Annotated in this window: 25 protein-coding genes; 13 read left to right on the top strand and 12 right to left on the bottom strand. The window is 46.0% G+C overall.

The genetic code is table 11. The annotated features are described in order from the left end of the window. The first annotated feature begins 81 nt into the window (after window positions 1–81). Complete coding sequence (locus CHA6605_RS01965; RefSeq protein WP_015157875.1) at window positions 82–930, top strand: ATP-grasp domain-containing protein; 849 nt, start codon at window positions 82–84, stop codon at window positions 928–930. Between the two features lie 75 nt (window positions 931–1,005). Here CHA6605_RS01965 and CHA6605_RS01960 read toward each other — a convergent pair whose 3' ends face one another. Then, window positions 1,006–1,473, bottom strand: a complete 468-nt coding sequence (locus CHA6605_RS01960) for a DUF4351 domain-containing protein (protein WP_041547451.1) — start codon at window positions 1,471–1,473, stop codon at window positions 1,006–1,008. Between the two features lie 31 nt (window positions 1,474–1,504). On the opposite strand from CHA6605_RS01960, the gene CHA6605_RS01955 reads away from it, so the two are divergent. From CHA6605_RS01955 to CHA6605_RS01925, 7 genes are all read left to right on the top strand, one after another. Continuing rightward, window positions 1,505–1,789 carry a hypothetical protein gene (locus tag CHA6605_RS01955; protein WP_015157873.1) on the top strand — a complete coding sequence of 95 codons (285 nt, stop codon included), beginning with the start codon at window positions 1,505–1,507 and terminating at the stop codon, window positions 1,787–1,789. A 78-nt stretch (window positions 1,790–1,867) separates the two neighbouring features. Beyond that, window positions 1,868–2,836 carry an arsenosugar biosynthesis arsenite methyltransferase ArsM gene (arsM, locus tag CHA6605_RS01950; protein WP_015157872.1) on the top strand — a complete coding sequence of 323 codons (969 nt, stop codon included), beginning with the start codon at window positions 1,868–1,870 and terminating at the stop codon, window positions 2,834–2,836. Window positions 2,837–2,937: 101 nt separating this feature from the next. Continuing rightward, window positions 2,938–3,498, top strand: coding sequence for a DEP domain-containing protein (locus tag CHA6605_RS01945; protein ID WP_015157871.1), 561 nt, complete (start codon window positions 2,938–2,940; stop codon window positions 3,496–3,498). 36 nt (window positions 3,499–3,534) lie between these two features. Next, window positions 3,535–4,272 carry a TVP38/TMEM64 family protein gene (locus CHA6605_RS01940; RefSeq protein WP_015157870.1) on the top strand — a complete coding sequence of 246 codons (738 nt, stop codon included), beginning with the start codon at window positions 3,535–3,537 and terminating at the stop codon, window positions 4,270–4,272. 102 nt (window positions 4,273–4,374) lie between these two features. Then, window positions 4,375–5,910 (top strand): mercuric reductase, encoded by a 1,536-nt coding sequence (locus tag CHA6605_RS01935; protein WP_015157869.1) that lies wholly within the window; start codon window positions 4,375–4,377, stop codon window positions 5,908–5,910. A 356-nt stretch (window positions 5,911–6,266) separates the two neighbouring features. After that, window positions 6,267–6,647 carry a hypothetical protein gene (locus tag CHA6605_RS01930; protein ID WP_015157868.1) on the top strand — a complete coding sequence of 127 codons (381 nt, stop codon included), beginning with the start codon at window positions 6,267–6,269 and terminating at the stop codon, window positions 6,645–6,647. A gap of 84 nt (window positions 6,648–6,731) precedes the next feature. Continuing rightward, entirely contained in the window at window positions 6,732–7,379 is a 648-nt protein-coding gene (locus tag CHA6605_RS01925) for a class I SAM-dependent methyltransferase (RefSeq protein ID WP_015157867.1), read from the top strand. Window position 7,380: 1 nt separating this feature from the next. Here CHA6605_RS01925 and CHA6605_RS01920 read toward each other — a convergent pair whose 3' ends face one another. Further along, complete coding sequence (locus tag CHA6605_RS01920; protein ID WP_041547446.1) at window positions 7,381–7,575, bottom strand: PDDEXK family nuclease; 195 nt, start codon at window positions 7,573–7,575, stop codon at window positions 7,381–7,383. A gap of 72 nt (window positions 7,576–7,647) precedes the next feature. Further along, a complete protein-coding gene (locus CHA6605_RS01915; protein WP_015157866.1) occupies window positions 7,648–9,234 on the bottom strand; it encodes a rhomboid family protein in 1,587 nt (528 codons plus the stop codon). Between the two features lie 94 nt (window positions 9,235–9,328). Between CHA6605_RS01915 and CHA6605_RS01910 the strand changes: the two genes are divergently transcribed. Next, entirely contained in the window at window positions 9,329–9,730 is a 402-nt protein-coding gene (locus tag CHA6605_RS01910) for a DUF4332 domain-containing protein (RefSeq protein WP_015157865.1), read from the top strand. Between the two features lie 461 nt (window positions 9,731–10,191). Here CHA6605_RS01910 and CHA6605_RS01905 read toward each other — a convergent pair whose 3' ends face one another. The 4 genes from CHA6605_RS01905 to CHA6605_RS01890 all read right to left on the bottom strand — a co-directional run bounded on the left by CHA6605_RS01905 (window position 10,192) and on the right by CHA6605_RS01890 (window position 14,760). Beyond that, window positions 10,192–10,806: a TetR/AcrR family transcriptional regulator gene (locus CHA6605_RS01905; RefSeq protein ID WP_015157864.1), complete on the bottom strand. Its 615-nt coding sequence runs from the start codon at window positions 10,804–10,806 to the stop codon at window positions 10,192–10,194. Between the two features lie 292 nt (window positions 10,807–11,098). Next, window positions 11,099–12,499 carry a signal recognition particle protein gene (gene ffh / locus CHA6605_RS01900; RefSeq protein WP_015157863.1) on the bottom strand — a complete coding sequence of 467 codons (1,401 nt, stop codon included), beginning with the start codon at window positions 12,497–12,499 and terminating at the stop codon, window positions 11,099–11,101. Window positions 12,500–12,617: 118 nt separating this feature from the next. Further along, window positions 12,618–13,787, bottom strand: a complete 1,170-nt coding sequence (locus CHA6605_RS01895; RefSeq protein WP_015157862.1) for an ABC transporter ATP-binding protein — start codon at window positions 13,785–13,787, stop codon at window positions 12,618–12,620. An 85-nt stretch (window positions 13,788–13,872) separates the two neighbouring features. Further along, window positions 13,873–14,760, bottom strand: coding sequence for a carbohydrate ABC transporter permease (locus tag CHA6605_RS01890; protein ID WP_015157861.1), 888 nt, complete (start codon window positions 14,758–14,760; stop codon window positions 13,873–13,875). Between the two features lie 139 nt (window positions 14,761–14,899). Here CHA6605_RS01890 and CHA6605_RS01885 point away from each other — a divergent pair, with 139 nt between their 5' ends. After that, window positions 14,900–15,463, top strand: a complete 564-nt coding sequence (locus tag CHA6605_RS01885; protein ID WP_015157860.1) for a Uma2 family endonuclease — start codon at window positions 14,900–14,902, stop codon at window positions 15,461–15,463. On the opposite strand, the gene CHA6605_RS01880 is transcribed toward CHA6605_RS01885, so the two are convergent. From CHA6605_RS01880 to CHA6605_RS01865, 4 genes are all read right to left on the bottom strand, one after another. Then, window positions 15,464–16,426, bottom strand: a complete 963-nt coding sequence (locus tag CHA6605_RS01880; RefSeq protein ID WP_015157859.1) for a HEAT repeat domain-containing protein — start codon at window positions 16,424–16,426, stop codon at window positions 15,464–15,466. Window positions 16,427–16,537: 111 nt separating this feature from the next. Further along, a complete protein-coding gene (locus CHA6605_RS01875; protein WP_015157858.1) occupies window positions 16,538–17,485 on the bottom strand; it encodes a carbohydrate ABC transporter permease in 948 nt (315 codons plus the stop codon). 354 nt (window positions 17,486–17,839) lie between these two features. After that, complete coding sequence (locus tag CHA6605_RS01870) at window positions 17,840–19,147, bottom strand: ABC transporter substrate-binding protein (RefSeq protein ID WP_015157857.1); 1,308 nt, start codon at window positions 19,145–19,147, stop codon at window positions 17,840–17,842. Window positions 19,148–19,226: 79 nt separating this feature from the next. Continuing rightward, window positions 19,227–20,057, bottom strand: a complete 831-nt coding sequence (locus CHA6605_RS01865; protein ID WP_015157856.1) for a class I SAM-dependent methyltransferase — start codon at window positions 20,055–20,057, stop codon at window positions 19,227–19,229. 209 nt (window positions 20,058–20,266) lie between these two features. On the opposite strand from CHA6605_RS01865, the gene CHA6605_RS01860 reads away from it, so the two are divergent. Further along, window positions 20,267–20,407 carry a hypothetical protein gene (locus tag CHA6605_RS01860; RefSeq protein WP_015157855.1) on the top strand — a complete coding sequence of 47 codons (141 nt, stop codon included), beginning with the start codon at window positions 20,267–20,269 and terminating at the stop codon, window positions 20,405–20,407. Between the two features lie 184 nt (window positions 20,408–20,591). Here the strand turns inward: CHA6605_RS01860 and CHA6605_RS01855 are convergent, their stop codons facing one another. Next, complete coding sequence (locus CHA6605_RS01855; RefSeq protein WP_015157854.1) at window positions 20,592–22,181, bottom strand: glycoside hydrolase family 57 protein; 1,590 nt, start codon at window positions 22,179–22,181, stop codon at window positions 20,592–20,594. A 403-nt stretch (window positions 22,182–22,584) separates the two neighbouring features. Here CHA6605_RS01855 and CHA6605_RS01850 point away from each other — a divergent pair, with 403 nt between their 5' ends. Beyond that, window positions 22,585–23,781, top strand: coding sequence for a histidine kinase (locus tag CHA6605_RS01850; protein WP_015157853.1), 1,197 nt, complete (start codon window positions 22,585–22,587; stop codon window positions 23,779–23,781). Window positions 23,782–24,003: 222 nt separating this feature from the next. Then, a complete protein-coding gene (locus CHA6605_RS01845) occupies window positions 24,004–24,381 on the top strand; it encodes a hypothetical protein (protein WP_015157852.1) in 378 nt (125 codons plus the stop codon). Window positions 24,382–24,412: the final 31 nt, after the last annotated feature.

The following is a 24,412-nucleotide window of genomic DNA, read 5'->3' as shown; positions in this document are numbered from 1 at the left end:
AACCTTCAGCAGATACATAACGATGTCGTCTTCTCCTAGATCGGCTAGGATGGCTATATATCTGAGGTCGAATAAATAATTATGCCACGTATCGATCGAGCGAATTTAGATCTCATCCTGCTCGAAGATGCAGTGTGGGTATTAATGGGAGAAGTAGGTTTATCTAGCTATGATTTCAATCTTTCCCAATTTTTTAGTTGTCGTCATCCGTGGCAGCGTCCAGAGCAAATTACCGCGATCGGTAGATTCGGTGCAGCAACCAATTACAATGAACTCTACGCCCAATTAGCAGCCGAAGGTATCTTTTTAATTCACTCGCCAGAACAGTATTTATTAGCTAGCGAATTAACCCATTGGTATCCATTACTGGCAGGATTGACACCCAAAAGTCTCTGGTTCTCAGAGCCACCTAGTTTTGAATCTGTCGCACAAACATTAGGGCTACCACTATTTCTCAAAGGTAGTCGCCAAACCAGTCGCCATCGCGCCGCACTTTCAATTATCCACTCTGCCGCAGAATACGATCGCGCGATCGAGATGTATGCAGACGATCCGATTTTGCAGTGGCAAGATTTAGTTTGTCGAGAATTTATTCGATTGCGTCCGGTACCATCGACAGCTACCGAAAAAATTCCTGCATCATTTGAGTTTCGCTCGTTTTGGTGGTATAGCAATTGTGTTGGTGCTGGGCAATATTGGTCTACAGATTATAATTGGAATCGTGAGGAAGAAACAGCCGCATTAGCGGTAGCTCAAGCCGCAGCAGTGCGGTTGAATTTACCATTCGTGGTTATAGACATCGCCCAAACAATTGCTGGAGAATGGATCGCGATCGAGTGTAACGACGCACAAGAAAGTGGTTACGGTGCAGTTTCTCCCTTTACCTTATGGCGAAATATCATCGATCTGGAGTTGAACCCCTCTGTTTAACTTCTCGATCGGATTCACAAGTGCTGCTATTCCACACCGAAATAATATTTGAATACTCTCAGATTGTCATTTGTGTTAAGCTTGCGGAGTATTCAACCAAGCCACCATTTCACTTAGATCTTGCCATTCAAATATTTTTGAGGTAAATTCGTCGAGTTGTCGATCGCTTAATCTGGATAATCGATCGCTTAGTTCTGCTGTCAGGGTGTCGATGCCAAACTTAGCACGAACCATTTTATTTACTAATTCAATCTTGCCTTCAATCTTGCCTTCAATCTTGCCCTCAGCCTGTCTTTTTTTTACCCATTCTTGATAGGCTTCTTCAACTTCTTTTACATAAGTCATAAAACTTAGATCCTCCGCAGTTAATTCCGATTGAAATTGTTCCAGATAGACGCAGTACTTAATCGATACTTCTATGATATCATTTCTCAATTCTAGATTGGGGTCTAGCTTGAGGATGTCGGCAAAAGCCAGTTTGGCACTTTCAGATTTACCTAACAACTTCAAATGTAAGAGCACGATCGCATTGCCAGATGGCAAAATAATAGCGAACTGGAGCTAATTCGATCGCATGAAACACCTCAATCTCATCTTTGAAGAATTTCAAAATTTTGGCAGCAGAGTTGCTTTCGATCTCCATAATGGCGAACATCATGAAGGCTACATTTATGACATCGAAAGTGACTATCTAATCTTCAGCGAAGGAGGGCCGTTGGCATCGGGTGAAGATATCGAGATTCGGCTTGCAGATATCGATCTAACTACACTTGCCTACTTCGACGATCGAGCGCGATGCTACATGGATGCGGTATGGCATAATGTGCTCGCATGTTGGCAGTTCAGACCCTCAGATTGAATATAAGAATGGATGGTTTATCATAAAAGCTGAATGAGCCGCTACAAAATCGTCTAGCCAAAGGATCGGAATTATTTTATGGGTTATCTAGAGACTGCCGCTCAGTTTTATACTGAAGTTGCGAAAACGCCAGAAGTCGGCTTGTGCTGCGTGCAAAGTACTCCTTTACAACTACCAGGATTGCACGTTCCCGAAATTATGCAGGAGATGAACTATGGCTGTGGGAGTACGGTACATCCGACGGAGTTGGGAAATGAGCCGACGGTATTGTATGTGGGCGTGGGTGGCGGCTTAGAGGCTCTCCAGTTTGCTTATTTTAGTCGGCGGGTAGCCGGAGTCATCGCGATCGATCCAGTGCCTGAAATGCGCTCTGCGGCGGCGCACAATCTCAAATTAGCTGCTGAGTCTAATGCTTGGTTCGAGCCGAGTTTTGTCGAAATTCGATCGGGTGATGCTTTTAATTTGCCAGTTCCAGACGCGTCTGTAGATGTCGTCGCCCAGAATTGTTTATTTAACATCTTTGAACCAGCAGATCTCGATCGCGCCCTAGCAGAAGCCTATCGAGTGCTCAAACCTGGTGGTAGACTGCAAATGAGCGATCCGATCGCGACGCGTCAGATCCCCTTACACTTGCAGCAGGACGAACGCTTGCGGGCGATGTGTTTATCTGGGGCGATGACTTATGAGGAATATACGCAGCGGATGATTGCTAATGGTTTCGGACAAATCGAAATCCGCGCGCGGCGTCCCTATCGATTGTTGGATGCGCCTAGTTATCGACTCGATGCGCATTTACTGTTAGAAAGCCTCGATTCGGTTGCCTTTAAAGTGCCAATTCCCGACGATGGAGCCTGTATTTTTACAGGTAAAACGGCAATCTATGCAGGTAAGGAATCTGTTTTCGACGATCGAGCCGGACATATTTTACCACGCGGCTTACCTGCGGCAGTCTGCGATAAAACGGCTGCAAAATTGTTGGCATTGCTACCCGATGAATGTATCGTCACTCCTTCAACTTGGCACTATCAAGGGGATGGATGTTGTTAGGGCATCGGCGATAGGACATTCTGTCGTAATTACACTCTAGCTTTTGGGCACAATAAGATCGCCAAGCGCAAGCCATACATCACGATCTTATTTAATTGAATATGCTATTGCTCAAGGAAAGCCAGGTTCAATTTCAGGATGCGATCGATCCAGATAGCGATCGACCGATTCCGATTGTCGGGATTCTTTATGAAGATCGACTCTTCAAAAAACTCAAATCCTTCCCCAAAGATAGGTTAGAATCAGCCCAACAATTAACGCGCCAATTATCGCTCGATCCCAAAGTTCTGTGTTTGATGTTGGAAGAAGCGGATAAATACACGGTCTGGTGTCAAGATGCTAAACTCAAGTCATACGATGTCAGCCAAGCCAAACTAATCGATAACGCGATCGATAGAATCGATCTCAAAGAATTAGTTCGTCAAATGCGGGATATTGGTGGCGTCAAAATAAAAGACCGTCGTTATCGGCTGACTTTCTATCCCCGCTGTATGGTCGGTAGCGAAATGACAACTTGGCTAGTACGAAAATTCTTTCTCTCTGAAGCTGATGCTGTCAAGTTGGGACAACGCCTCATCGATGAAAAGCTGATGCACCACGTTACTGACGCTCATCCTTTTGAAGATGGTTTCTTTTTCTATCGCTTTTATTGGGATGAATAAATTACCGCATCTAATCCATTTATCATGAGAGAGATGATGAAATCTTCCATCAATCTGCGTCAGGTTTTATTGTTAACTTGTTTGGTATTTGTCGGCTATTTATTTTCAACATTACCTGCTAGGTCGCAAACTTCAGCAATCGATTCTGGCTTCAATCCTCAAGTGTGGCTCAAAAATGCACTCGAATGGATTGCCAGTTTGGGATCGATCGGTGCCTTAGCGTATATCGGTATCTATATTATTGCAACAGTAGCATTCTTGCCTGCGTTTATTCTAACGTTAGGTGCAGGTGTATTATTTGGCGTGTGGGTGGGGAGTGTTTATGTGTTTATTGGGGCAACATTGGGTTCGATTGTGGCGTTTTTAGTCGGTCGTTATTTAGCACGCAATTGGGTCGCAAAAAAAATTGCTGGTAATAACAAATTTCAGGCGATCGATCGCGCTGTCAGTAAAGAAGGCTTGAAAATCGTCCTCCTCACCCGGTTATCGCCAATTTTTCCGTTCAACCTGCTTAACTATGCCTTTGGAGTGACGGGAGTTACGATGCGGGATTATATAATTGGGGCGATCGGCATGATTCCGGGCACCATAATGTTTGTCTATCTTGGTTCTCTGGCAGGCAATTTGGCACTAATTGGCACAGAAACTCCGCCGACTAATCCCCCCCTCCAATGGACGATTCGGATCGTCGGACTGCTGGCGACGATCGTCGCAACAGTGTATGTTACCAGAATTGCCAAACAAGCATTAGACAACTTGACAGTTGAAAGTTGACCGAGCGTCAAATCCATCAGAACATAACCAAATTTTCTCCTTAATTGCACAAGTTTAACCCCATATCCCCTATCTATTCCCTATTCCCTATCCCCAATCCAAATGACTACATTTTCCCCCAAGCACCTCGCCCCCATGGACGCTTACAACCAAAAGCTGTTAGCGGACGTGCATCCCCCCGATTGGGTCGATCCGCAGCCTGCGGAAATGTATGACTTAGTGGTGTTGGGTGCGGGAACGGCGGGTTTGGTGGTTGCGGCTGGAGCAGCGGGACTAGGATTGGGTTTAAAAATCGCCCTGATCGAGCGCAATTTAATGGGCGGAGACTGCCTGAATGTAGGCTGTGTGCCCTCGAAAACTATCATTCGATCGGCCAGAACGATCGGCGAGATTTGGAAGGCTAGAGAGCTAGGTATTAAGGTAGATAACTTTGAGGTTGATTTTGAGGCAGTAATGGAGCGGCTCCGGCGGATTCGATCCCAAATCAGTCATGCTGATTCTGCGGCTAGATTTGCCAATCTGGGGATCGATGTCTTTTTGGGAGATGGTAGTTTTGCCAGTAAAGAGGCGATCGCCGTAGGAGATAAAATCCTCAAGTTCAAAAAAGCTGTCATCGCCACGGGTACGCGCGCGGCGATTCCCAATATCTCCGGACTTCGGGAAGCAGGATTTCTGACTAATGAGACGGTGTTTTCCCTCGTCGAACGTCCGCGCCGACTAGCTATCATCGGTGGTGGGGCGATCGGTTGCGAACTAGCGCAAACCTTTGGGCGACTGGGCTGTGAGGTCGTATTATTACATCGCGGCAGTCGGTTGTTGACTAAAGAAGATCCCGCCGCAGCCGATATTTTACAGCAGGTATTAGCTAAAGAAGGCGTAAAACTTGTCTTTAATTGTCAGGTACAACAGGTTACCACTTCTGATGCAGGTAAAACACTGACTTACAATAACAGCGGACGCGAAGAGACGATAACCGTCGATGAAATCTTAATCGGTGCGGGACGCACGCCCAATCTCGAAAGTCTCAATCTCGCCGCCGCCGAGGTTGCCAGCGATACCAAAGGCGTTCGGGTAAATGATTACTTGCAAACTAGCAATCCCAAAATCTTTGCGGCTGGCGATATCTGCATGAAATGGCAGTTTACCCACGCCGCCGATGCCGCCGCTAGAATCGTTATTAAAAATACCCTTTTTTCGCCCTTTGGATTGGGGAAAACCAAACTCAGCAGCCTAGTCATGCCATGGGTAACATATACCGACCCCGAAATCGCCCATGTCGGTATGTCCGAAGATGACGCACAGCAAGCAGGAATCGAATTCGACACGATTAAAGTCTCGATGTCCAAAGTCGATCGAGCCATTACCGATGGCGAAACTGATGGCTTTGTCAGCATCACCCACCGCCGAGGTAGCGATGAAATCTTGGGCGCGACGATCGTTTCTAGCCACGCGGGAGAGAGCATCTCGCACATCACTACAGCGATGGTAAATAAAATCGGACTGGGCAAACTCAGCAACACAATCCAGCCCTATCCTACCCAAGCCGACGGCATTAAAAAAGCCGCCGATGCCTATCGTAAAACTTTACTAACCCCTCGCAATCAAAAGCTATTGGGATTGTTGGCTAAATTGTCTTGAAGATGCCATGGGCACTCACTAGTAGCTCTGAAACAATCTTACGCAGCCATCGTCAGCAAGAACAGTAACTTTACGACTCTCAATGAGCTTGATATTAATCACGTCTGACATCAGCGATGCGCGTTTCTTCCAAGCGTGTCAAGACAAGACAGTTTAACTAAACTAGTGCTTAGTTTAGAGCCAGGGTACCCACAAGGGGCACCCCTACAGATTAATTGTGTGGGGGTGCCCCTTGGGGGTACCCACTCAGATCTACACTAATTACTAATGTTTTTGTACTGGTGCAAGCTCTAAGATTGTGGCGGTTGGGTAAACCAGCCCACCTCCCCGCTCCCAACACTAAAGGACAAACATTCATGAAATTAAAATTAATCTCTAGCTCCACAATCGCGTTGCTAGCCGCACTCGGCGCGCTCCACACCACCCCCGCAGCCGCTCAACTCGTCCCCGAACCGTGGGTAACCATAGGTGGTAAAGATGGTGGCGTCAGTTATGGAGCTGGGGTGAGAATTTTCGATCTCGGTGCCGAAATTGGTAATAATAACGGCAAAACTGGTGTCGATCTGCTCAAATTTTTTAGCGTGCCAACTATCTCTCCCTATGTGGGACTGGGCATTTATGGTAGCGATGTTGCTTACTCAGGTGGCGTGCAGTTTAGCCCGCCTGGGAATACCTTTTTTGGAGTTGGTTATCACTCAATTCGGGGCATCAACGGTCAACTCGGCATCAAATTTTAGCTAATCTCGATCGAGCGGGAATCTTCCCGTCAGGATTGTTAAAGTAGAGGTAGAGTAACTCAATTATTAGCCCTTTTCTTTAACATGTTACTGAACCCGACCCAACGTCAAAAGTTAGATGGTGGTAACGATCGAGCGTTTTATGACGTACCTCGATTTGTTACCCATGTCGATGCCGGATTTATCGATCGATTGACGAATCTCTATCGCGAGAGACTCACCTCAAATACGCGCATCTTTGACATGATGAGCAGTTGGGTATCGCATTTACCCGACGAGATGCAATTTGAATACGTCCAGGGGCATGGTTTGAATGAAGCTGAACTCGCCAAAAATCCGCGCTTCGACAGTTACTTCATCCAAAATCTCAACCAAGATCTCAAACTGCCTTTAGAAGACGCGAGTTTTGATGCGGTTTTAAATACTGTCTCCGTCCAATATCTTCAATATCCCGAAGCAATTTTTGCCGAGATTTATCGCATTCTCAAACCCAATGGGATCGCCATCTTTAGCTTTTCCAATCGGATGTTTTATAACAAAGCGATCGCAGCTTGGCGGGATGGCAGCGAAAGCGATCGTGTCGAATTAGTCAAAGGTTATTTTAAATCCGTCCCTGGATTTACCGAACCAGAAGCGATCGTTCATGTCAGTCAAGTACCCGATATTTTTCGATTAATCGGTGCTGGCGGCGGCGATCCTTTTTACGCCGTCACCGCTCGAAAAGGAGGCTAAATTAGAATAGGTTCTCGATCGAGAATTCTAGACTGTGAAATGTTGGCGATTGGATAAGATCGCTAGCTCTAAATTGATGTAGATCGTATTCACCATCGACTAAGTAATAAGTTGAAATCGTCGGTTGTTTGGGATAGCCGATAAAATTTCGTCCTCCCAATCCTAAATAATCGACGATCCAATATTCCTGGTACATGGAAATAGTTATATTTTATTCCGATCGCTAAAGAAATCTGCGATCGGATTATCTCCCAATTTTGGTAATTTGTTATGACGAAGGCAATCTGGGTAGCTCTTTTGTTGGCAGTCCGAGTAACATTAGTCCTATCAAAAATCCGATAATTAGTCCCGAAAAATGACCGACAATGCTGGTATGGCCGTTGGTGAGATCGAACACGAGCTGGAAACCGACGCTAAATAGTACCGCCTGAAATTGCCGTCCCGCAGCAGCAACTTTGGCTTGTCGCCAACCGCGCAGGTGAATCGCTCCCATTGCGCCTAACATGCCCATAATCGCTCCCGACGCGCCGACTGTGATATGGGGCGTAGTCATCCATTTGAGATCGATGTACGTGATTACTGCCATCGAACCTAATCCCGCCACCAAATAGGCAAACAGGTATTTCCAAGTACCGAGTCGATATTCGACAAATTTGCCTAAATAGAGCAATGCCAACATATTCATCCCCAAGTGCAAAATCCCCATATGGAGGAAGTTGGCGGTAATAATCCGCCACCATTGCCCACCGACGACTAGCGGCGCAGATAAACCGCCCCATGGGATGAAGGTAAAATCTTTGTCCCCAATTTTAGATTGCCAAAATAATTCAGCACAGAAGATGAGCACATTAATCGCGATGATAAAGTTGGTAACTGGCGTGGGGACATCATTAGGCGTTACCGAACTATATCCAGCATCTTGAATGACTGTCGCTTCCATCCCAGCGACGGTTTCCCAGTCGTAAGGTGTGAGTTTGTCTAGATTGGGCAATGGTTGGGACAATCGCCAAGCAATATCCTGTTGGATGCAGCTATCTGTAGTCGTTTGCTTGAGCTGTCTTAATTCTTGTCTGGCGGCATCTTTCTTGCCTGCGGCTAATTCCGCCGTGCCGATCCAAAATTGATGTACTTCGGCGGGATACATCGACAGTAAGCTTTGACAAGCCAAGATCGCAGCATCCACGCGCCCACAGTAGGCGAGAATGTACATTTTTAGTAGATTTAAATATTGCGTGTTAAGCTGACGATCTCGATCGAGTTTGGCTACTTCGGCAATACACCGCCGCAAGTCTCCAGTTTCGGCAAATGCTCGCAGGTAATAGGCTAAATTCGTCGATCGATCGAGTTGCAATTGTGCTGGCGTCAGTCGCTGTTGTACCCACTCGATATATTCCTGCCAGCGATTGGTAGAACGATATAATAGTGCAGTTGCCGATCTGCCGATCTCCGTGCGCTCGCTCGCTCTCGATCTAGCAAATATCTCCCCAGCGGCCTCCATTTGCCCCGTCTGCGCTAGGGCAATGCCTTTGAGGAGGTGGTGATAATTCCACATGCCATCGGTCGGTACGAGCCATCTGAGCCACTTAGCGAACCGACTGGCGGCCATGTATTGCGAGTTAATCACTAATGATTCGAGTTGGCGCATCAGCAACAGCGGTATCAAGATTGCAATAGCCCACGCGCCTAGTCCCACCTTGGCCATCAGATCTGGCCTAAAATAGAAACTTGTCGATAAGAGTATCAACACGATCGCTGCCGAAATTTTGATGCTGGAACTACTCCGCGATGTGGGAAATACGATCGCCAAACAAGAAAAAATCGCTATCTGAATGAAAACAATACTAGTGAAATCCATTAGAACTCGATCGTGGATATTTACTGGGTATCTACCATGTTAGCGAGATTTTGTATTTTCCATCATTCTGTAAAATTCTCTCACCTTACTCCAGATGATTTACGATTGGTCGATTGGCGATTTACCCGGCTTAAACAAGTCCGAATGCGCTCAACTTCAACAACTTGGCATTAATACCACCAGACAACTCCTCCAAATCGCTCCCGATGCTGCTACCAAGCAGCAATTAGCGATTAGTTTAGGTACCAAAATTCAGTATGTAAATAAACTTGTCGCTTTGGCCGATTTATCCCGATTGGCTGGCGTCGGTTGTCAGTATAATGGCTTGCTCCTTCATACTGGGATCGTCTCTGTCAGACAATTAGCCCAAATGCCCGCCCATAAGCTGCATCAACAATTACTCCGTCTGCACGTAGCTACACTACAACGACGCGATCTCTGTCCCGATCTCACTCAAGTGCAAAGCTGGATAAAGCAATCTCAAGAACTAATCTGAAGATGAGTAAAATAAGATCACCATTCCCCGCAGAAGATTTACCAATGCAAATTATCTGCATCTTACCGATATTATTTACCTCTTTTTGGGTTATCGGCTCGATCTTCAAACAGGGATAGTAGCTAAAAATGTAGGGTGGGCACCGCCCACAGAGCATTTTTAGCCTTAACAAAAAGTATTTATACTGCTTATATCTATTAGCCGGGTTATGCTTCGAGATCGCTATGTCTACACAATCTAGCGATCCTAAGCACCCCAAATATTTATATTGCTAAATTGATAATGTGTTGGTGGGCACTGCCCACTCTACTAGCTGACTCTAAAAAGCCTAAAGCCTAAAGCCTAAAGCCTAAAGCCTAAAGCCTAAAGCCTAAAGCCTAAAGCCTAAAGCCTAAAGCCTAAAGCCTAAAGCCTAAAGCCTAAAGCCTAAAGCCTAAAGCCTAAAGCCTAAAGCCTAAAGCCTACTTCTTCGCCAAGACTCCATTCAAAAAGATATCCGCCAATCCTTCTGCCATCTCTTTCATTTCTTGAGGGCTGGCACCTGGCTGGGTAATTGTTTCGTGACTGAAGCCAGCGACGACAAACATGCCTAAAAATACTTGAGCGATTACCCGTGGATTCATCCGCCGATAAACACCGCGATCCATTGCGGTGAGAAAAAATGCTTCGGCAACATCGGTCATTTTGACAATTACTTCTGATTGAATCCGCTCGCGCAAATCTTGATGAAATTGAACTTCCATAAAACAGACGCGCATCATGTCATAGTTTTCGCCCAATCGTAGCATTCGTTTGTACATTACTTGAGAGATAGCTTCATAGCTAGCCATCTCGCTTAATTCTGTTAACAAATCTGTCAATAATTCAACCCAGCCTCGGGTAGCGACTTCTACTAAAATTGCTTTTTTATTAGTAAAATGTCGAAACAAAGTGCCTTCAGCAATTCCTGCTTTTTCGGCTAATTCCTTGGTGCTAGTGCCATCATAACCATGACGGGCAAACAGTTTTTGAGCGGCTTGAATAATTCTTTCATGGGTATTTAGTTCTGTCTTCTGTCTGCTATGAAATATCTGCATACATACATACCCAGCACGATCGAATGCTTGTTAAATGGATCTCTACATTATTGTAGTCGAATTCATTATTTACTCATTACTTCATAGTTCGTTGGAGATAGTTACGTCACTTTACATTCTCGATCGATTTCTCGATCTTAACTTTAGGTTTCTTCATGAAAAGGGGAGATATTGGTGGATGGGCGGGTTTGTTTGAATCTTGCGGTCGATGGCAGGAATTTATAGCATAAACCCGCCCTCCCCACTAAAATATCTTAAATGGATTCTCTAAGGGGAGGGCTATAGACAGACACTAAAGAGTGCCAAATCCCTTTTTCTTCTTCTTAACCTTGGCAGCAGGCGCACCAGGTTGACCGCCGCGTGCGCCAGGTTGACCGCCACCCATCCCTGGAAAATTGCCCATACTCATCTGCTGCATCATACTCCGCATCCGCGTAAACTCCGAAATGAGCTTACTGACATCGCTTTCGTTATAACCGCAACCCTTGGCAATTCGACGGCGACGGCTGGGAGTACTCGCGAGTAAATCCGGATTACCCCGTTCTTCCTTGGTCATCGACTGAATCATTGCTTCAGCTTTCTTGAGCTGATCTTCGCCTTGCTTCAACTGACCGTCAGAGAGCTTACCCATCCCCGGAATCATTTTGAGCAAACCGCCGAGGGAACCCATATTTTTCAATAACCGCATCTGTTTGATGAAGTCATTGAAATCAAATCTGGCTTCGATGATTTTTTCAGTTAATTTCGCGGCATCGGCAATGTCGAAATCTTCCTGCGCTTTTTCGACCAACGTCAGGACGTCACCCATCCCCAGAATCCGCGACGCCATCCGCTCTGGATAGAATGGTTGGAGGGCTTCAACTTTTTCACCCACCCCAACAAATTTAATCGGTTGACCGGAAATCGCTCGGACGGATAGAGCCGCACCACCGCGCGTATCTCCATCTAATTTGGTCAAAATCGCGCCAGTAATGCCAATCCGATCGTGGAAAGTCATCGTGACATTCGCAGCTTCTTGACCGATGGCTGAGTCTACTACCAGTAAGATTTCATCCGGTTGAATTGCGGCTTTGACATCGGCTAACTCCGTCATCATCCGATCGTCGATTTGCAAGCGTCCGGCAGTATCGACAATCACCGTATCTACGCCTAGTTCCCGCGCCTTGGCGATGCCTTGGCGGGCAATTTCGACCGGATTGGCATCCGTGCCCATGTCGAACACTGGGACGTCAATTTGCTTGCCTAGAGTGATGAGCTGATCGATCGCCGCCGGACGATAAACGTCGGTAGCCACCATCAGCGCAGTGCGGTTTTCTTTGCGTAAATGTAAGGCAAGTTTAGCTGTCGCTGTAGTTTTACCCGCACCTTGCAAACCCGCCATCAGAATTACTGTGGGTTTGGTACTGGCATTCGCGAGGGGACTATTGGTTTCCCCCATCGTCTTGACCAGTTCGTCGTAAACAATTTTGATAAACTGCTGGTCGGGGCGAACGCCCGAAACTACGTTCGCACCTTGGGCTTTAGTTTCGACTTCCTTAACGAAATTGGTGACCACTTGGACGTTTACATCAGCCGAAAGCAGGGCGCGGCGGACTTCCTTGAGCGCATCTTGAATGTTGGAGGACTTGATTTTGTCCTTACCGCGCAATTTTACCCAGGCTGATTCTAAACTTTCGGCTAATTGGTCAAACATAATCAGAAATTAACAGTTATCGAGGAGCGACGCTTTGGCTCTAACTCTAGTGTAATGGATGCGAAACAACCTTCAACCGATCGAGCGAATCTATGCAGATCGTGTGGCGGTGGTTGATTCACTCAATGAGATCGCCATCGATCGAGAATAAATATAATTTACTGCTATCCACACTCAAAGTCAGTGGCTGTCCGGTTTGAATCGTCTGGGATGATGCAATGCGTGCGGCCAGGAGCGAGCTATGTGTTTCGGTGGTTGGTGTTTGGCTGCTGCCATTTGGCTGACTAGCTGCGTCCGTGTCAATAATGTCGATCGAAGCCATAGCATAGACGATCGTCTCATGACCGAGTACTTCTACCGTTTTCACCTCGACGTTAATGGAGTTGGCATCGCCAGCACTAGCCACCGTAAAAGCTTCGGGACGAATACCTACTAAAATCTGTCCTAGATGCCAATCTAAATGTTGGTATTGTTGGACGAGACTGGCGGGGAGAGCTAGAGGTTTGCCCCCAAAATCGATCGACCAGCTACCGCGCTCGTCCTTACTCAATCGACTCCGAAAGATATTCATCGCAGGCGAACCGATAAAACCTGCCACAAATATGTTCGCAGGGCGGTCGTATAGGTCTTGTGGCGAGCTGACTTGCTGTAATTTACCCCCCTGCATCACCGCCACTCGATCGCCCATCGTCATCGCCTCAACCTGGTCGTGGGTGACATATACAGTCGTCGTCCCCATCCGCTGTTGTAGGGTGGTAATCTCCGTCCGAATTTGCGATCGCATCTTGGCATCGAGATTGGAGAGCGGTTCGTCCATCAGAAATACCGCCGGATCGCGAACGATCGCCCGTCCCATTGCCACCCGCTGCCGTTGCCCCCCAGAGAGCTGTTTGGGCTTGCGATCGAGCAATTCCACCAAGCTGAGTTTTTCGGCAGCTTCCCGCACCAGTGCGGCCATCTGCCTGGGCGCGAGTTTCAACATCCGTAGCGGAAATTCCAAATTTTGGCGCACTGTCATGTGCGGATACAGCGCGTAATTCTGAAACACCATCGCAATATTCCGCTGTTGGGGCGTGTATTGATTCACTACTCGATCTCCAATGAGAATCTTGCCCGCCGAAATATCTTCTAAGCCCGCTAGCATCCGCAATGCCGTCGATTTCCCACACCCCGAAGGGCCGACAAAGACCAGAAATTCCCCATCGGCAATTTCTAGCGATAAGTCTTTAATCGCACTATGCCCGTTAGCATACATTTTAAATACTCGATCGAATTGTACTGTTGCCATAACTTGGTACTCCTTGCCTGGTTTTAATCGGAAGAGGGGACGGAGATAAACGAAAAGTTATCAACTATCAACTATCAACTATCAACTATCCTTTAGTTCCTGTAGATGCCACCCCAGCTACAAACCACTTTTGGAATGCCAAAAACACAATTAAAATCGGTGCTACCATCATCACTCCAAAGCTCATAATATCTCCCCACTGAATTGGAGGTAGGGTTTGAAAAGACGCGATCGCGACTGGTAAAGGTCGAACTCGCTCGTCGATCGTCACCATTGACGGCCAGAGAAACGACCCCCATTGAGTCAGAAAAGTGAGAATTGCCACCGTTGCAAAAACTGGTTTGGAGATCGGCACGATAATTTCAAAAAAAGTTCGGATCGTACTTGCCCCGTCGATTCGGGCTGCTTCTTCGAGTTCTTTGGGTAAGGCTACAAAAAATGTGTAGAACAAATAAATCGAGAAAGCATTGGCGATAAAAGGCAATATTTGAGCTAAATAAGTATTGCGCCAACCCAAAAGCGTAATCTGAAAAAATAACGGTACCGCGATCGCTTCAAACGGAATAATCATCAATGCTAATACTATTAATAACAGAGTGCTTCGTCCCCGCCATCGCAGTCGGGCAAACGCATAACCTGCCAGCGAATTGACTAATAATCCTGCCAAGACGACTAGGCTAGTAATCAGGATTGAATTAAGAAAAAATTGACTGAAATTAACTCGATCGAATACATCTTGATAATTTTGGGTCGAAGCTGGTACGGGGATAAATCCTTGGATCGTTCCCGCTTGGGATAGCACTAAGTCATCGGGCTTGAAGCTAGCCACCAGCATAAACGCGATCGGGGCGATAAATAGCAATGCGAGGGCAGTTAGCAACAGATAGCTAACTATGACGCCAGTACTCGATCGAGTTGCGACCCGATCTGGTTGATTTTGTTGGTGCAGCCTTTGGGAATGAAAATCGGGCATGATACGATCTCCAGCGTATTTAAACCCATCCTAACAACCATTGCCGCTACATCAAGGGGGAGGGGGCGATCTGAGGCTGTTTTCCAGCGATCTAAAATCTGTTAGAGTGATGATACATCAATACTTGAGAGGGCAAATGATGACGATTGCAACCTATAAATGGACGATCGATCGATACCATCAGGCGATCGACTCAGGTATTTTTGATGGCCAAAATCTAGAATTATTGCGGGGAGATCTGATCCTGATGCCACCAGAAGGAGAACCCCATGTTTATTTTAGCGATCGCACCGCCCAAATCCTGCGCGGTCTTCTGTTAGGACAAGCTCAAGTTCGCGAAAGTCGCCCCGTCACCTTGCCTAACGGTTCTGAGCCACAGCCAGATCTGGCAATCGTCCAACCGCTGGATACTGTTTACCTAGAGCATCATCCTTATCCCGAAAATATCTTGTGGTTAGTTGAGTATTCTTACACCACCCTCAAATACGATCTTGGTGATAAACAAATCGTCTATGCGCAGTCCGAAATTCCCGAATATTGGGTGGTAAATCTCCAGGATTTACAGCTTACTGTTTTTCGAGATCCTTCACCGTCTGGTTATCGAACTGTCAACAACTTTCAGGATGGAAATATTTCACCTTTAGCCTTTCCAAGTATCTCGATCGAGGTGAGACGCTTGTTTGAAGTTAATCGATCTTCATGACTAATCGCCAACGTCGCTTGAACTAACAAGAGTTGTATAGAAATTTCTCCTTGGAAAAGAAGAGTTAGGACTAAAGACAGTTATTTGAAAATTTTGCGAGAGATTATACTTGCGTAAAATTTTCTGAATCTGTGAGGATTTTAATGCTGTTACACAAGCAGAAAGAAATATTTCTAGGTACTGTAATGATGTGCCAGATTTATCGAACTCTCTTTCCATCCACTTGCCCACAGCCTCGATTTCGGATTCACAACATGGCAAATTATTTAATCTCCATCTGCAATAGTACTCATCACTATAAGCTTCAGATAGATCAAAATCTTCTTGCGCTGTGAGAAAACTTAATTCCAATCGCCCATACCAGGGAACACAGCGCAGATCTAAGCCATGAATTGTTTCAAATTTTAAGCGTCTTTTCCACTGATATAGTTCTTTCCGAAGCACATCCACAAGATTTGCGGTAAAGTCTGTCATACCCTGAATTGTCTCTTCATTGACTGTGCCAATTGCGAGTCTTCGTACTTCTTTATTAGGATGATTGGCTGCTGATTCCAAGATAGGAATTATATCTTCGTAGTCAATTGCACGCCAGAACAACATTTGGTCTAGAATTTCGATGACAGATCTTTGTATATGCTCATCTGGATCGGCAAGGAACTCAGGAATATATTCTAAAACTTTCCGATCGGAAGTGTATTTTAGAAGAGATACCCCATTTCGTCTCTCTTCAATGTCATGGCTAGTTTTGTAGATGTGATAGCAATGTTTCATGCCCAAAGGTCTGAGAATTCTTAACACTCCTTCTGCTAAAAGCCAACCTTCTTCTAAACTGATGCAGCACTTAACAGCTTGGATAAAGAAATCCTCGCCAAGAAGTGTTTCGATCGCATTTAACCCTAACTGAGTCTCATAGAAATTAACTGCCCCAATCTCTGCCGATAACTCTCCCCACTCAACTTGCATAGCATTCTAGAAAAATTATTGTTACATTGAGGTCTAATTGCTTATTATACAGAAACTTTATCGATCTCATACCAATGCGAAGTGATATCTGGAAATAAAGAAAGAAGTTATTCAATCGATCGAGCTTTCTTCTGGTACTAAAAACCGTTGCAACGTGGTAATTACCAACACGATCGCGAAAAATATCACCGTCATTGCGGCACCTTTAGCCATTTTTTGCTGCTCGAATGATGCCTTGACTGCTTCGTACATCACCGTCGTCGTCGATCCATTGGGGCCGCCTTGGGTCATGATTTGGATTTGATCGAATAGGCGAAATGATAGAATCGAGGTGACCAACATCACAAAGATTAATGTATTCCGTAGTTGTGGGACGGTGATGTATCGAAACTGATTCCATTTATTACTACCATCGATCGCGGCGGCTTCATATAATGCGATCGGAATCGACTGCAACCCCGCTAGAATAATCACCATCTGAAACCCCGCGCCCTGCCACAAAGATAGCAGCATAATTGCAGGTAAGGCTAGTGCGGGGTCGTTTAAAAAGTCTCTCGGCTGCCACAGCCCGAATGTTACCGATGAGAGTAGGGCATTCATCATCCCGTTGGCACCTGGCGCATAAATAATCGTCCAGATGACTGCCACCAGAGCCATCGGGAAAACTACTGGCATAAAGAAAATCGTCCGAAAGATCGCAATTCCAGGTAGCGATCGATTTAGGAGTAGAGCCAGTCCTAGAGCTAATGCTGTCTGCACGGGCACCATTACCAGCGCAAACAAGCCGTTATTCAACATCGCCTGTCGAAAATTCGGATCTAGCCACACGCGGCGATACTGTTCTAACCCCAAAAACTGAAGCGGTAGCGGCGAACCGAGGCGGAGGTTGGTAAAGGAGATGATTAATGCTAATAAAAATGGCAGCGCAACGAATAGCAGCAAACCGAGTAAAGCAGGCGCAGCCATTAGCAAAGCTGTTTGGGTATCATCCTTTGTTGGTTTTGGATTTTGGATTTTGGATTTTGGATTTTGGATTGCGTGGCTCGAATTACTGTGCATGTGCTTTACCTGGCTAGATTAACGTCAGTTGCTTCTAACGGAGAGGCTACGCCAACGGGATAATAAATGCCTGGAGACTGAAGTCTCGGCTGGTGATGCAAAGTCCGCCTGCGCGGACTAGTTAATCAGTCCTATCATTTAGCTCCCATTTCAATCGGTGGCGGTGCTGAGGTTAGCTAGATTAGCTCTATGAATGTGATTGACCCCAATCCGCTCGGTAACACCTTCTTTTGAAATCGAAATCCCTTGCCCTCACCCCGCCAGATCCTGCGGCTCCGGCTCCCCTCTCCCAAGTTTGGGAGAGGGGCTGGGGGTGAGGGCAAGATAGCTGACGTGTGCCAACCGGATTTGGCATTATTTGACCATCCCATAGTTCGCAGTCGGATAATTTTGGTTGTCTTGCAGATCGACATCGATCGTTGTTGCCGCCTTATCTAGTGCCATTTTCACGGGTAAACCGTTGCGAATGTTGGCAAATGCTTCCTGAAAAGCAGAGGTAATTACTGGGTAGGCTGGGGTTTGCGGACGCGGGACGGTTGCGCCTGCTAGTAGTTGGGCTGAAAATAAGCGCAGGGGGCCGTTGGGCGCGTAGAGTTGAGATTTTGCGATCGCGCGTTTGGTGCCAGGTACCGCACCGTTGACATTTGCCATTGCTAATACCTCCTCTGGTTGGAGTAAGAATTCGAGGAACTTCATCGCCGATTTTTGGCATTCCCGATTCGGGCAATTGGTAGTTATGCCCCAATTCCAGGAGCCTTGGGCTGTTTTGGAGCCTTGGCCAAAGTTGGGTAAGGGCAATACGACCAAATCTGTGCCGATGGCTTTGGCGTAATCTTTATACGCCCAGTGTCCCACCCAAGAGAGGGCGACTCGACCGCTGATAAATGCTGCATCATCGATATTGGGGTCTACATAGCCCTTATTAAACCAATTTTGGACTGACTGCATGGCGGCGACGGCGGCAGGACTATTGAGGATGCCCGCTGCGGTGCGATAGTCAGATCGATCGATTAAATCTCCTCCTGCTGACTGAATAATCGGTGAGAAGCCGTATGTCGCCCATTCACCGCGATAATTGAGCTTGAGATCGAGGACTTGTTTATCGGGATCTTTAGCGGCCAAAGTTGCCAATGCTCGATCGAATTCGGCTACAGTCCACGCATCTTGCGTCCCGGTGGGAATTCTAATCCCAGCGGCTTGAAGCTGGCTGCGGCGGGCATATAGACCCAATCCAGAGTCAAAAGTACCGATCGAATACAAGCGTCCGCCATAGGTACCTTGCTGGAGAATTGAGGGCAATAAATCTTGCTTGACTGACGCCGAAATCAACCCATCCATCGGGACGAGATTTTGTTGCCAGACGTAGTTATAAATAAATGGCCCGTCAAATTCGAGCACATCTGGCAAATCTTTCGATAAAGCTGCCGCCTGCACTTGCGCGTTGTAAGAGCCTTCGGGCACGAAAGTTAATTCAACTGTGGTGCTCTTTTGAGCCTGATTGAATCGCCGCACTTGTTGCTCTAGCACCTGTCGCTCGGCAGCTTGCCCAGAATGCGCCCACACGCGCAGAACGCCTTGACGCGCTGGAGCTTTGCCGCTACAACTACCGATCGATAGTAGCAGTGGAGCTACCAATCCAAGTAACTTGAAATATTGAGGCATATTATCCTCCGATATCGGCAGCAGTCTTCACCGATTGTCTATCGATCTTAGCGTGGATTCATTTCGCTCATCCACCCATCTACCTCTTACTGGCAACATGAAAAATCGAAACATAAGCCAGTGGAATGAGATCGCCACATTTTTGTGCCAGTAAAATTCTCAAACTCTCTAATAGTTCTCGCCTCCGCTCTGGGGCTAGCGCGATCCAGGGTGAGTAAGTAGTTAAAAGTTGCAGATAATCATCGATCGAGTAATCCACTTGGTGCGATCGATATTCTTCAATTAAATTTACAAATAGTCCCGACTCGATCGCGATTGTGGCAAAGACTCTAATTTCGCTCAGTTCGGTATCTCGGTCTTTAAAAGTGGCGAAAGTAGGCAGATCGCCTTCGATAACTTCAGCTAAATGCGCGAAAATGTGGCTGGGTGGCTGCATGGCACTATTCCACAATAATACAAGCGCGCCGCGATCTTTGAGTACAAATGCTACTTTTAAGTGTTTATGGTCTGGAGCGACCCAATGCCAAGAAGTTGCTGCCAAAATTGCATCGAACGATCGATTTTCCGGCTCCCATTCTTCAAAATTGGTATTAATAATTTCGACATTGGCATATGCGGCTACATGCTGACGAGCGATCTCACAAGCCTCTAAACTTGGTTCTAGAGCGACGACATAATACCCCATTTGTGCTAACGATCGCGTTGCCGTACCTGGGCCGCAGCCTATTTCTAAAATTCGACCGTGTTGGGGGACTTCAGCTACGGCAAGTGCGCGTGCTAAGAATGCTCGATCGTATTTTGGCCGTACTCGATCGTAAGTTTCGGCAACAGATCCATACCAATTTTTTCGTTGCTCTGGATTGGGCGTGAATGTTTGATACCAGTTGAGAATTTCGTCATAATTTGCCAAGCTCTCTCATCCTCCTCCAGTCCAGGTATCAGTAATGTGTAGCTGTGGGCGAGCGCGATCGAATCTACATATTTCTTAGCACTTCCAGATTAGATATTCATTTTGGAAGATCTTTTTATCGCTAGTGTCTTTCGATCGAGCGATGTGGATTACGGGTCGATCGTCCAATATTAAAGCATAAACATTAGATTCTCAGGTAACATACAATTATGGCTAGCAGTCACGCTTCCGAGCTAAATCCTCCAGATAACATCACGCCTTCGATCGGTACTACCATTAATGGCATTTTAATTTTACTGCCACTAACTCTGATTCTAGTCGGTCTTTTCTCTGGTGTAATTAACCCTTAATTTTTAAGTGGATGGTGGATAGTGAATAGCCAGTGGAGCTTGTGTCTCCGCAAATTTCTGGAGCGATCCGATTGGAGTTCCCGATCGCAGCATCGCTCTGTAGAAATAGTGTTAGGAAGAGATGATAATGTGCTTACCACATATAAATAACTATCCACTATCCACTATCCACTATCTACTATTCCTACAATGGGCGATAAGTCCGGTAGTTGATACTAGGGAAAATGTTATCCATTGTTTCTACCTTTTCCAGCCAGCCACTATCGACTTTGCGCTCTTGGAGATCGTCATAGAGTTTGTGGAAACGCACTAAATGCGATCGCGTGCGTCGGATTGCATACGGTACCATCGTCCCAGTTCGCATGATAAATGCCCAGTCGGAAGATTGAGCGAGTAAGATTTCGCGGGCGGCTTGATTGAGCGCGCGCCACTGCAATTCGTCCTCTGGTTCCATCCGTGCCAATTCGATCATCCGTTCGGCACCTTTATGGAGGTGAGGATAAACCCAGGCATTGGTTTCATTCAACCAGTACTCGTGGAAACCTTTATAACCCCAGCTAGACTGGGACGGACGACAGACTTGCTGAGTGGGTTGAGCGCGCAGATAATCGGCTAAATGCGTCATCCCATAGGTACCCTGATCGTACCAAGATTTGCGGAATAGGAAGTCGATGAACCAAGGGCCTTCATACCACCAATGCCCGAATAACTCGGCATCGTAGGGCGACACTACCAGTGGGGGACGTTTCATCATCCCCGCCAGGTTAGATACCTGTTGCTGGCGATTGTACATAAAGTTGGCGGCATGATCTGAGGCTTTTTCCTTTGCCCAATACGGATCGTAGAGAGCCTTTTCGCCACCAGTTTTGGAAGTAATCTTGTGGTATTTAATCCCGATATTCTTCCGTTGACCGTTGGGCATGATGTACGGCTTAATGTAGTCGTAATCGGCATCCCAACCCAAATCTTTATAAAATTCGCGATACTCTGGCGCGCCGGGATAACCCACCATCGACGACCATACTTGCTGTGAGGACTCGTGATCGCGTCCGAATGCGGCTACACCAGTTTCGGTAAAGATAGGAGCGTAGTTACCGTAGCGAGGACGGGGACGCGCATAAAGGATGCCATGTCCGTCGGTGAGGAAGTAGCGCAAACCAGCATCCGCCAGCATCCGTTCCAAACCTTCGTAGTAGGCACATTCTGGTAACCAAATCCCTTTGGGCGCACGCCCGAAGTTTTCTTCATAATGTTCGCACGCGACGCGAATTTGCGACCATACCGCCTCTGGGTACATCTTCATCAACGGTAAATAACCGTGAGTCGCACCACAGGTAATAATTTCGAGGTTGTTGCTATCTAAAAATCCTTTAAATGCACCGATCAAATCGCGATCGTGTCGTTCCCATGTTTTCCGGGTGGCAGCAAATTCTTTGACATAGTACTCGGCGAGGTACTTGAGGTGACCGTTGTGTTCGTTGCTGTCAACCTCTTTTTGGGCTAGTTCTTCTAACTTAGCCAGATGTTCGTCATAACGATCTTGGAGTAGGGGATCTCGCAACATCGACACCAATGGCGGTGTCATGCTCATGGTGATTTTAAAATCGATTCCGTCCCGTTTCAATCCCTCAAAAACGTGGAGTAGGGGAATATAGGTTTCTGTAATGGCTTCATACAGCCATTCTTCTTCGAGGACAAAATCGCTCTCAGGGTGACGGACAAAAGGGAGATGAGCGTGTAAGACTAACGCAACATAACCGAGCGGAGTACTCATAGGAATAGCGTGTGGGGACAGCGAGTGGCAGATAGTAAGACACTACCGTTAATATTATCTTAAGCTTTGCGTTGTCTTTTATTTGTTACTTGTTATTTATTTGGAGTTGGGGACGAGGGGACGGGGAGAGAGGGAGTAGATAGGTGAATGGGTAATGGGTAACAATATCTCAATCCGCAACCCGCAATCCGCAATCCACAATCTCTATCTACTGCTCTGCAATCCCTAATGTGAGTAATCGCTCTTGACGATCGATTGGTTACATTTTTTTACAAAATATGAACTATTTGTTAACAAAAATCAAGATTCGGTTCATACTTGGGTTGGGTTCGATCTAAACTACCACCAATGTCCGAACTTAGCTTTCGATTCTCTATAGGAGAGGCTACGCCAACGAGAATGAATGTCAACCGATCGCTATTTGCCATCTAGTAATCTGCCAAAATCATTACAACTTTTGCTGTTCCTCGACGAACGGATGACTAGTTACGTCCAAAATCAGGAAATCCGCGACAAGTTAGCGATTCTCAACGCCCAAGATGCTTTCGAGCTACAAGTTGTCGATGTTGGTAAGCAGCCAGATTTAGCAGAGCACTATCGGGTAATTGCCACGCCAGCACTGCTAAAGCTGTATCCGACACCGCGCCAGATTTTAGCTGGTAGCAATTTGATCGATCAGATCGATAACTGGTGGGAACGGTGGCAAGAAGAACTAGTTTCGGGATCGGATGATATTTTAACTAATTATGGCGAATCTGTAAATTCTGCCTCGCCTGCGCCCAAAACCCAACAGTTGCAATTAAGTGACTCACTGGGCTATGTGAGCAAAATGATTAAGTTAACTGATGAGATTTTTACACTCAAGCAAGAAAAAGAACAGTTACTCGATCGATTAAAATTGCAAGATCGCGCGATGTCGGTATTGGCTCACGATCTGCGAAACCCGCTCACCGCCGCCGCATTAGCCTTGGGTACGCTAGAAATCATCCATAATCCACAGGATTATCGCGCCAATTCTTTGGAGCCAGCCACGATCGCGAAACTGATCGAACGCGCGCGCACGCAGCTACAATCGATCGATCGATTGGTCACCGATATTTTACAACCATTAGCAACACCCACAGTCTTAGCTCTCCATCCCCAAAAACTCGATCTGATGGAACTAATTTCGGTAGTAGTTTCGCAATTAGATCCACAATTTCAACTCAAATCTCAAGTTGTCACTACCGATATTCCTCAAGATATTCCCTTCGTTTATGGCGATGTAGATAAACTGCGCCAAACGATCTCCAATCTGTTAGATAATGCCAGTAAATATACACCAACTGGCGGCCAAATTCATATCAGCGCGCTCCATCGTACCGCGCAAACTATTCAAGTTAGTATTGCCGATAGTGGGTTAGGCATCCCTGTCGAGCAGCAAAAACAAATTTTCCAAGATCGCGTCAGACTCGATCGGGATCTGTCACAATCTGGTTATGGGATCGGTTTATCAGTTTGTCAACAAATCGTCCGCGCTCATTACGGTCAAATCTGGGTCGAATCTGCACCTGGAAAAGGTAGCGTGTTTAATTTTACGTTATTGGTTTATCAGGGGTAGGAGATTTTGGATTTTGGGCTGTCAATTTGTCGATATGGTGGGCAAATTCGATCGTTTTATGGTTTAAGTAGCTAGGTGCAATTATTTATAAAATAGATTATGCCTGAAACCTAGCTGGTGGGCAATGCCCACCCTACGGGATATCTTATATTTAATTACGCCCATCTACTTAGTTGTAGAGATATATTTGCTCACCCTACTTCTTGAAGTCAATCTTCATAAATGAACACACATAAATCTGACAACTTACTCAAATCAAAAATAAATGAATTAATTACTCGTATTGAAAAGCTGCACGTTAACGATCCAGACACAATTCATTACTACAGTAAAATAAAAGACTTACTATTAGATAATGAGAGAGAAACAATAAGTTTATTACAGACATGTGATAATAAAAACATGATTTCTCATGTTGTTGCTTTTTTTGAGAACGTAGCAGACAAGTTTCCTAGCAAAGAATTATTACACATTTTTGAATCACTAGCTAAAAAATACTCTAGTGATAAAATTTTGATTTATAATTTGAATATAGCAATAGATGAACTTAGATATTGTTTAAAAAATGGTAGTGTTTCAGATATGTTGTTCAAGGAATAGCAAATGTATCATCAACTACTCTGTACATCGG

Origin of the sequence: Chamaesiphon minutus PCC 6605 (assembly GCF_000317145.1) — a bacterium.
Lineage (GTDB): Bacteria > Cyanobacteriota > Cyanobacteriia > Cyanobacteriales > Chamaesiphonaceae > Chamaesiphon > Chamaesiphon minutus.
The sequence above is the reverse complement of the archived record's forward strand: the minus strand, read 5'-3'. Positions and strand labels throughout refer to the sequence as shown.